The sequence below is a fragment of the Pseudomonas sp. 05T35 genome (assembly GCF_056396605.1).
Genome location: NZ_JBFTLU010000290.1, coordinates 1 through 8,996, shown reverse-complemented (window position 1 = coordinate 8,996; position 8,996 = coordinate 1). Strand labels below are relative to the sequence as shown.

The window sequence follows — 8,996 nt, the reverse complement described above, 5'->3', positions numbered from 1 at the left end:
GAGGGATCGGCGAAACGGATGTCGACCTGATGGTCGCTGTTKCGCAGGTCCATGTTCTTGCTGTTGACCATCAACTCGTTTTTTCCCGGCTTCAACGTGGTGCTGCCGGACATCCGTGCCTCTTTGCCTTCGCAGCCGTTATCGAGCAGCGCCATCATCTGGCGGTAGATGGTTTGCTGGTCGAGGCGATAGAGCGGCGAGAATTCCCAGATGAGGATTTTCGGCGGCTTCTTCTGGAAGTCTTCACTGCCCAGGTACTGCAGCATCGAACCTTCCAGACCACCGCCGGGGAAAGCGACGTTGAGAATGTCGGCACCGATGGCCTCTTCGAGGAACCCGGCGAAGTTGTAGTTCTTGCCACTGTGGCTGGTGCCGACCAGGGTAATTTCCGGGTTGCCGGAATCGCCGAACAGGTCGCCATCTGCTGCTTCGCCTTTGGGCTCGGTGGTGAACTGGTCCATGTACTGGATCGCGTAACTGGTACCGCAGAGCTGCCCGGCCATGTTGTGCAGGGTGCCGGTCTTGCCCATGCGMCCSGACYTWTKGGTCTCGAATTCRCGCTTGGGAATGYCGGCGAAGGCCGGSARCTGCTTGACCTTCTCGGCGACGATYTTCGCSGTGCGCTGGGCRCCGTAMGGSGTCCAGTGCTGGTCGCCACGGAAGTAGAAATCGTGGGCGGGCAGGGTGTCTGGCAGCGATTCGTTGGTCAGTGGCGACAGGTCCGGCACCACGTAGCCCATTTCGGCGAAACGCCCGAGCATGCCCTGGTAATTTTTCAGCGCCTTGTCGTAGTCGAACGCGGCTTTCTCTTGCGGGTTGAGCTTGTTGCGATTCACCAGACCACGGGTCGGCTGATACACCACCACCAGTTCAACACCTTTGCTCTTGAAGGCGTCGTGCAGTTGCTTGAGCCGGCGATAGCCTTCGGGTGTTGTATTGAATTCGGTGCGCAGGTCTTCCTGGGTGCGGAACAACCARTCGCCTTGCGCTTGCACCAGGGTGGTGAAGTTTTGCTGATAACGCGTGGTGTAGTTCTTCGCGTCGTGCGCTTGCGGGCACAGGTTGCAGCACGGTTCGGCGCTGAAAGTCGGCGCCTTGGAGTCGTCTGCACTCGCCGTAAAGCTTGCGGCAGACATCGCGGCAGTCAGGCCGGCGAGGCTGAACAGTTTGATCAAATGGGGTTTCATGAAAGTCATCCTCAGTCGCGCATTTCGGTCTGGCGTTCGACGGGGTCGATCAGCACGGCTTTCTGTTGGCGCACCAGCAGGTCGAGGATTTCGTCCTGGCGCTCGCCAAGGATTCCCGAGAAGCTGATACCACTGGATTTGGTCGGGGCGAGCATCGACACCCGGTACAGCTCGACGCTCAATGGCGAGTCGATGGACAGCGGTCCGCTGCCGTTGGCTGCCAGTTCGCCGCCGACGACGATCAGCGAGACCTCGGCATCGAACGGGTCGAGCTTGATGTCGCGGTCGGTGTCGGTGAGGTCCTTGATGTGCCCGTAGACCCCGGTCAGGCCGTTGTTCATGGCGACGTTTTCGTAAAGGCGAATGTTCACGCTGTTACGAATGCGGATGCCGTGGCGCTGGTTGCTGATCACCTTGTTGCCCCACAACAGGTTGTCGGCACTCTCGTAGAGGGTGATGCCGTCGGTGTGGTTGCGGTAGATCTCGTTGTAGGCGATCAGGTTGTTGACGCTGTTACGGTCGATCACCAGCCCCGAGAGGTGGTTGTCGTAACTGCGGTTGTTGAAGATGAAGCTGTCGTTCACTTCGCGGGAAATGATGATGCCGTGCTTCTTCTTCGTTCCATGCACCGTGTTGTCGGCGATGATCAAGCCGTGGGAACGGTCGTGAGGGTCGATGCCGTAGACGATGTTGTCGCGGTAGGTGTTGCCCTTGACCACGAAGTCGCGGGTTTCATAGCAGTAGAAGCCGTACCACATGTCCGAGAACTCGGAGCCGATGATCCAGCCGGTCGGTTCCGGGCGCTTGAGCACCTTGGCCATGTTCGGCGTGTACTGGGAAATACTCACGCCGTAGGACTTACTGTTGGAGTAACCGAAACTGGCCAGCTTGCTGTTGACGATGTAGGTCTGCGTGCCGCCCCAGGACAGCAGGAACGGGCGGAAATCCTTGGGCGAACGGAAGGTCGCCGGGCCGTTGTCCTTCTCGCGCCAKCCAGTGATTTTGCTGTCACGCACAAACAACTGACCGTCGTTGATCATGAACGAGCCGGCCTCTTCGGAGAGGCGCAACTCCTGGGTCTGTTGGTCGATTTCGAGGATGCCTTTTTGCCCGACCACAATCGGCAGCCTGGCGAGGAACACGCCCGGTGAGGTCTCGCTGAAGTACTGCTTGGGCAGCTTCTGAGCCAGGTCCTTGAGGTTGATGTAACCGTCGTCGATGAAGATCGCCTGAGGAATGCCGTGTTGACGTACCACCCATTCAGCCATCTTGTTATCGCCGCCGATGAAGTCCTTCAAGGCGTCTTCCTGCATCATCCGGCGCACGCTGACTTTGCCGGCCTTGCTGCGCACGATCTTCGCCGCGACAGCTTGCGCGGTGTAGCCGGACAGGTCGGGCAGTTTTGGAGTCGCCAGTTCCAGTGACGCGGTCGGCGCGCTGCTGACGGTGTAGGTCTTGGCCTGTTGCAGTCCTTTGGCCACAGTCGCCTGCTGCCCTTTTGGGACAGGTGCTGGCGGCTCGACGTTGGCGAACACCGCTGAGCTCGCCAGCAGCATCGCGCCGACCAGCAGGCTGAGCGAGCCTTTGAGCGCTGGGTTGTTCATCTGGGGCACTCCCTTGGCGGCTCGCATCAGAAGCGCCAGATCACGTCGATGAACGCACGGTGCATGTACGAGTCGACCTGTTTGCCGTAGGCGTCGCCCGGCTTGAACACGCCGCCACGAAAGCGCACCAGCGCCGAGGGTTCATCGATCGACTGACTCAGGCCGGCCGGCAGCAGGCCTTGCTTGAAGTACTTGGTGACCACCAGATCCACTTCCTGGCCGAGATCGGTCTTGCCATCGACCAGCGGCAACGAGGTGCTGGACAGCAGTGCGCCGGTGACGTCGTCGAAGTTGTTTTCCACCGCGTTGATGCCGTTGCTGCCGACGGGCTTGTTGCCGTCGACGCGCCAGAACTTGTGGTAGACCAGGCTGGCGTCGTAATCGTCCTGCAGCATCCAGGAGCCGAACAGGCTGGCGCTCTGCATGTTGTTCATTTCGCCACGGAAGGCTTCGCCGAAACGGTGAATCCGCGAGCGCGTACCGGTGTAGTTCGAACGGTTGCTTTGCAGGCCGTTTTGCTCGTAGTCAGCGCTTGCACGGGCGTAAGCTGCACCGACTTGCCATTGCGGATCGAGGCGCAGACGCACGCCGAGGTCGGTGGCCCAGCCGCTGACGTCGCGGTTTTTCGAGGCATCGATCGGGCGGCTGCCATCGGCATTCAATGGGTTGACGGTGTCACGGTTGCCGCTCATGCCGGTGACGCTGGCCCAGTAGTTGACCGTGTTGGTGTTGCGCCAGTTGTAGGCGTCGCTGTTGGCTTCGACGCCGAGCCAGCTCAGGTCACCGTTCTGTTTCTTGGCGAGCGAGTCAGGCGCTTCGCCGGGTGTCGGGAAGTCGAGCTTGCCGTCATCATGGGTGTGATGGGCACGCAGCCCGACCCATTGACCGGGCGTCCATTGGGTTGCGATATCGCCGAACACGTGCAGGCGATCCTTGTCCTTGGGCGCCAGTTCGGTGAGGTCGGTGCGGTACTCGCTGAAGCGTTCGGCGACGCCGACGTTGGCCCGCAACAGGGTGGTGTCGAAGGTCCAGTTCAACGCTTCGATGTTGGTGTCGCGCCATTGGCCATCGTCGTTGCGCAGGCGTTGGCGACCGAGTTTCAGCTGCTCGCCGGGGTAGGGCGTCAGGCCGCTGTAGCCGATCCAGAACTCACGCATCGCCAGGTAGTTTTTCTTGCTCTGGCGACCGTTGTTGCCGCTGCTCTGGGCGTCTTGCGTATCGGACTGCAAGGTGTCGGTTTCGATGATGTCGGTCGCGGTCACGGCCTGGCCCATTGCGTAGGCACTCCAGTTGCCGCTTTCACCGTAGACCCATGGACGCAGGTCCAGGCCCACACCGTTGACGTCGCCGCCGGGCTTGGTGCCAAGGTCGCTGTCGTCTTCGGACTGGCCAGTGACTTTCACTTCCAGGCCGTAGTTCTTGGTGTCAGTCATCGCGGCCAGTGTCGGGCAGGACCACAACAGGGCGAAGGTCAGGCCGATTCCGGCTTGAACGAATGGATTGAGCTTCATAGGGATTCCTCGCCGTCTTTTTCTTGCAGGGCCTCGACTTGCAACGTGCTATGGCTCAAGGCGCCACGTGTGGCCTGTTCCTGTTTCAACAGGCGTTGGGCCTCGGCCAGCTGCGCAGGCGGCAATTGGGCTTCGAGTGTTTGCGCAAGCTCAGTGGCTTGCGGGGTGTTTTGTGTCTTGGCCAATTGGCTGAAGACATAGGCGTTGAGCGGGTTGGGCTTGGTGCCCTTGCCTTGGGAAAACAACTGGGCGATGGCGAAGTCGGCACTGTTCTGGCCGTTGCGCGCAGCGGTCAGCAAGTGGTCCAGGGCTTTTTGCGAATAGACCTTGCCCAGGTAGCCACGGCGGTAGATCTGGCCGAGGTAGTAATCGGCGGCGACTTCCTTGCCCACGGCTTTCTGGAAATGTGCTTCGGCGACCTTGGCGTCGGYCGGCACCCACTTGCCTTCGTAGTAGAGTTTGCCCAGCAACAGTTCGGCGCGCGGCTGATCGGCGGCTCGGCCGTTTTCGAGGTATTCCATCATCTTGGCGACGTCACCCAGTTCGGGGAAGTCGTAGAGCAACTGTGCCAGGCTGACCCAGGACGCCGGGTAGCCGGGGGCGATTTGCTCGAGCATGGCTTGCGCGGTTTTTTCGTCCGGTTTGCCAAGGCTGGCATCGCCGAGCACGCGGGCCACGCTGTCCATGCGTTGGGCGGACACTTTGCCAAGGCTGTAGCTTGCTTGCAGTTGCTTGAGCAGTTGCGCCTGTTGTTCCGRTTGGGCACGTTTCTGATAGACCGTGGCCAACTCGACGTAGCAGATGTCGGTGGTGTTCAGCGACGCTTTGCAGATGCGTTCGACGTCATCCAGGTGCTGGTCATAAGTGCCTTGTGTGCGATACAGCAGCACTTGCGCCAGGCCGGCTTCCGGGTAGCGGGCGGCGCGCCATTGGTTGATCTGCTGCTGGGCGTTGATGTTCGGGAAGCTGTGGGGATATTGCAGGTACAGCATGGCCAACGGGATCAGGGTGTTGCCCTCGCCATTGGCAAAGGCTTTCTTCAGCAGGCCTTCGGCCTCGTGTTGCTCGGCTTCGGTCGATCCCGGTTTGGCCACCAGCAGACGGCCCAGGCGCGCTTGCGCTCGCGGCGAGGTATCGGCGGCAGCGCGGTAGGTCGCTTCGGCGGCTTTGATCTGCGCCGGGTCGCGGCTTTCCACTTGAATATCGGCCAGCCCGACCTGTGCTTCGCTGTAACCCAGGTCGGCCAGTTGTTTGTAGTTCTGCTGCGCGAGCGCGGTGTCGCCGCGCTTCAGGGCTTCATTGGCCAGACGCTGGTCGGGCAGGCCGGCGCAACCGGCCAGGCTCACCGACCGAGGTGATCCCATCGCGAGCAGGCTCGCTCCCACAGGGATTGCGGTGTGTTGAGGAGAGGTGGAGTGGTCACAGGCATGTCCTCCGCTTAAAGACCTGCGGCCATGGCTTTGTCGATCAGCCAGTTCAAGGAAGGGCCGCGGTTGCTGCTGACTTCTGCCGGGCGACCGGCGAAGGTGCTGTCCAGCGGCGCATCAGGTTTGATCTGCACGCGGATGTCGGACGACAAGTCTTCGCTTTTCAGGCTGGTGCTGCTGACGATGGTGCCGGTGCGCGTAGTGTCTTCGCCGGCGATCTGGAAGCTCACTTTCGTACCCGGGCGCACGTCAGCGAACTGGCGATAGGAGAAACGCGCTTCGACACTGGCCTGGCTGCCCTGTGGCATCAGTTTGAAGATCACGTCGCCTTTGCTGGCGTACTGACCGTCGGCGACCATTTGTTGGGCCACGGTGCAATCGCACGGCGAGGTGAGGGTGCCGGTCATCTGCTTACCGAACAGCTCTTCAACCTTGGCCGGTTGCAACTGGTTTTCGTCCAGATGCCCTTTGAGTACATCGAGCATGCTGGTGCTGAACGTCGCCAGTGGCGCACCCTTGGCGGCAATGCCATCGGTCTTGATCAGGCTTTGTACGGTGCCGTCGCGGGGCATGGTGACGTTCATGCCGGAAACGCTGACCAGACCGGCCTGGGCGTGGCTGACGAAGTACATGCCATACACCGATTTGAGAACGAACCCGAACGCTGCGAGGCCGACGACGAAAATCCCCAGGCTGAAGGTCACTGCCCGCAAGCGCCCGAAAGCAGTCATGCCGTGACCGCCGTCCTTGACCTTGCGCGCCTTGGTGAAGTTGTCCCGTTGCAGGGTCGCCAGCACATCGCCCATGGTCACGATGTCACCAGACAGGTGCGAAGTGATCAGGTGGCGCAGGGTCGAGATGTCCTGCRGTTCGAGGTTCTGGAACTGGCAGCCGGTGCGACCGGTCTGGCGGTCGAACGAGCGAATCAGTATCTCGACGTCCATGGCCAGGCCGAGGTTGTCGATCAAAAATTGCAGTCGACCCTTGTGCACGTCGCCGACCTTGAGCGGTATCTGCCCGGCATTGAAGCTCAGGCCTCCGGCGGACAGGTCGATGAGCCGTGCGTCCACAGGCGTACGGTCGGGTCCGAAGAAGCGCAGCTTGGCCGGGATTTTCACGCGGGCGTGTTGGCGTTGGGCTTCGGATTCATGCACTACGTTGATGTTCGCGGCGGTATTCATAGGGGGTATTTCCTCGTTAATTCAGGCAAGGCAGGTCAGACCATCAACAGCAGCACGGCGACGAAAATGCTGCCGGCGGAGAAGGTCATGGTCCGAGACGACCAGGTGTTGAACCAACGTTGAAAGCTGGCCAGATCACGGGTCAATTTGGTGTCCTGACGGGTCCAGGACTGTTGGTCGAGGCGGAAGAACACGTAGATCTTCACCAGCGCGCCAACGATCTGGTTGTAATAAAGAATCGCCGGGTAGGCCGGGCCGATCTTGTGTCCCGAGCAGGAGAGCAACAGGGTCAGGATCAGGCGGGTGATGCCGATCCACAGCAGGTACACGAGGATGAAGGCGGTGCCGTATTTGAAGCTGGCGATCAGTGCCACGGTCAGGCCCAGCAGCGAGGTCCACATCGACACGCGTTGGTCGAACAGCACCACCGAGGTGAACAGGCCCAGGCGTTTCATCCCCAGGCCCAGTGCCCGGGAGTTCTGCCGCAGGTTGTTGCCGTACCAGCGGAACATCAGTTTGCGGCTGGYCTTGATGAAGCTCTTTTCCGGCGGGTGTTCAACGGTGTTGATCGCCGCATCCGGCACGTAGAAGGTGTCGTAACCCAGGCGCATCAGGCTGAACCAGCTGGACTTGTCGTCGCCGGTGAGAAACTTGAAACGGCCCAGGCGCCAGTGTTGCAGCGAGTCGCTTTCGACGTCGGCGATGAAGTCCGGGTTGGTGACCACGCTGGCACGGAATACCGACATGCGTCCGGTCATGGTCAGCACGCGCTTGGACAGGGCCATCGAGCACATGTTGATGTGACGCTGGGCGAAGCGCAGCTTGTGCCATTCGCTCATGATGTAGCCGCCGCGCACTTCGCAAAATTCGTTGGTGGTCAGGCCGCCGACATTGCCGAACAGCTGGAACCACGGCACGGTTTTGCGCACTACGCCTTCGGCGAGCACGGTGTCGCCATCGATCACCGCCACGACCGCGCGGTCGTCTGGCAGGTGGCGCGAGATGGCGCGGAAACCGAAGGCCAGGCCATCGCGTTTGCCGGTGCCGGGGATGCGCACGAAGTCGAGCTTGACCCGGTCCGGCGGGTTCATTTTGGCCCAGAGGCTTTTCACCAGCAGTTCATCGGACATTTCCACGATCGAGCAGACCACGGTGGTCGGGAGCTCGCACTCGATCGCTTCGCGAATCACCGAGCTGTAGACCTGCGCGGTGGTCAGCGCGTCGATACGAAAACTGGTGACCATCAAAAAGACATGGGACGGGTCTGCCGCCTTGCCGAGCTTGCGCACTTTGCGCCGCAGGTGCGGGTAGACCACGTAGAGAAACAGCATGCCGCGCAGAAAGTGCGTGGCCCCCATCGAATAGCGCCAGATACCGACGACACCAATCAGGAAAATGAAGTCCTTGGACTGCGAGTCGAAGGTGGTCACAGGCAGCGCCATGGCGATGCCCATCAATAAACTGAGGTAAAACAGCCAACCGGCAGCCTGAAGTAGGCGGTGCTTTAGCCTGTGCATAATCTGCATCCATTGTGTTTCGGCGATGAGCAGTCCGTGGGCGCTGGCGCAGCCTGCGCCCACGGGGAACGGCGGTTACCAGCAGATACCTTCGGTGCGGCCACTCACGCTGGTGGCTTTGGACATGAACCCGACCAGGTCGACCACTTGCTTGCCGTGTGGCGCGGTCTCGGCCAGGGCGCGGAACTTCTCGTCACGGTTACCGAGGATGATCACGTCGGAGTTGTTGATCACCGAGTCGAAGTCCGCGTTGAGCAAGGACGAGACGTGAGGGATCTTCGACTCGATGTAATCCTTGTTCGCACCGTGGACGCGGGCGTATTCGACGTTGCTGTCGTAGATGCTCAGGTCGTAACCCTTGCCGATCAGCATTTCCGCCAGCTCCACCAGCGGGCTTTCGCGCAGGTCATCGGTGCCGGCCTTGAAGCTCAGGCCGAGCAGGGCGACTTTGCGTTTGTCGTGACTGGAAACGATGTCGAAGGCGTTCTGCACCTGGGATTCGTTACTGCGCATCAGCGAATTGAGCAGTGGCGCTTCGATGTCCAGGGAGCTTGCGCGGTAGGTCAGGG

At 60.8% G+C, this 8,996-nt stretch carries 7 protein-coding genes; all 7 read right to left on the bottom strand.

Annotated features, from left to right (window positions below; translation table 11 throughout):
* On the bottom strand, positions 1-1,187 hold a 1,187-nt coding region (locus AC1DH9_RS20365), incomplete at its 3' end, for an alginate O-acetyltransferase (RefSeq protein ID WP_477808670.1).
* Between the two features lie 11 nt (positions 1,188-1,198).
* On the bottom strand, positions 1,199-2,791 hold the full coding sequence (gene algG, locus AC1DH9_RS20360; RefSeq protein WP_427545221.1) for a mannuronan 5-epimerase AlgG: 1,593 nt from the start codon (positions 2,789-2,791) through the stop codon (positions 1,199-1,201).
* Positions 2,792-2,817: 26 nt separating this feature from the next.
* Positions 2,818-4,302 carry an alginate export family protein gene (locus AC1DH9_RS20355; RefSeq protein WP_427545219.1) on the bottom strand — a complete coding sequence of 495 codons (1,485 nt, stop codon included), beginning with the start codon at positions 4,300-4,302 and terminating at the stop codon, positions 2,818-2,820.
* A complete protein-coding gene (gene algK / locus AC1DH9_RS20350; RefSeq protein ID WP_477808669.1) occupies positions 4,299-5,666 on the bottom strand; it encodes an alginate biosynthesis TPR repeat lipoprotein AlgK in 1,368 nt (455 codons plus the stop codon). Before algK ends, AC1DH9_RS20355 begins: the two co-directional genes overlap by 4 nt.
* Positions 5,667-5,740: 74 nt before the next feature.
* Positions 5,741-6,910 carry a PilZ domain-containing protein gene (locus tag AC1DH9_RS20345; RefSeq protein ID WP_477808668.1) on the bottom strand — a complete coding sequence of 390 codons (1,170 nt, stop codon included), beginning with the start codon at positions 6,908-6,910 and terminating at the stop codon, positions 5,741-5,743.
* A gap of 35 nt (positions 6,911-6,945) precedes the next feature.
* A complete protein-coding gene (gene alg8 / locus AC1DH9_RS20340) occupies positions 6,946-8,427 on the bottom strand; it encodes a mannuronan synthase (protein ID WP_477808667.1) in 1,482 nt (493 codons plus the stop codon).
* Positions 8,428-8,502: 75 nt separating this feature from the next.
* Positions 8,503-8,996 (bottom strand): UDP binding domain-containing protein (locus AC1DH9_RS20335; RefSeq protein ID WP_477808666.1); only part of this gene is annotated, 494 nt, incomplete at its 5' end.

Excerpts from the sequence above, each read along its gene's own strand:
- AC1DH9_RS20355 (WP_427545219.1), bottom strand. The coding sequence starts at position 4,302 with ATGAAGCTCAATCCATTCGTTCAAGCCGGAATCGGCCTGACCTTCGCC.